Raw genomic sequence first — 333 nt, 5'->3', positions numbered from 1 at the left:
GTTCCACCAGTGAAAGTGGCCTTCAGTCTATCTTTCTATCACATACCCGAATTTTTAAAGAACGATTCTGACAAAGATCAGAAATCAACATTCAGCACCGTCTCGGTGGAATGCTCATTTCTAAGCTTTAACAACAGCAGCAGCAAAACCAGTAAATGGTGGAGCCAAGCGGGATCGAACCGCTGACCTCCTGCGTGCAAGGCAGGCGCTCTCCCAGCTGAGCTATGGCCCCAGGGAACTGGTAGGTCTGGGCAGATTTGAACTGCCGACCTCACCCTTATCAGGGGTGCGCTCTAACCAACTGAGCTACAGACCTATGACAGGCTCTGCTTA

At 50.5% G+C, this 333-nt stretch carries 1 protein-coding gene and 2 tRNA genes; 1 reads left to right on the top strand and 2 read right to left on the bottom strand.

Features of this window, described 5'->3' with window-relative positions:
- The coding region (locus NPS29_RS28715) for a hypothetical protein (protein ID WP_274136872.1) at nt 1–186 on the top strand (186 nt) is incomplete at its 5' end.
- On the opposite strand, the gene NPS29_RS28710 is transcribed toward NPS29_RS28715, so the two are convergent.
- Both NPS29_RS28710 and NPS29_RS28705 read right to left on the bottom strand, forming a co-directional pair.
- Nucleotides 157–232, bottom strand: a tRNA-Ala gene (locus NPS29_RS28710). The genes NPS29_RS28715 and NPS29_RS28710 overlap by 30 nt on opposite strands.
- A 7-nt stretch (nt 233–239) precedes the next feature.
- Nucleotides 240–316 (bottom strand) — tRNA-Ile (locus tag NPS29_RS28705).
- Nucleotides 317–333: the final 17 nt, after the last annotated feature.

Source organism: Pseudomonas putida (assembly GCF_028682175.1).
Classification (GTDB): domain Bacteria; phylum Pseudomonadota; class Gammaproteobacteria; order Pseudomonadales; family Pseudomonadaceae; genus Aquipseudomonas; species Aquipseudomonas putida_AD.
Note: the sequence above shows the minus strand (reverse complement) of the source record. Positions and strands in the feature narration are given on the sequence as shown.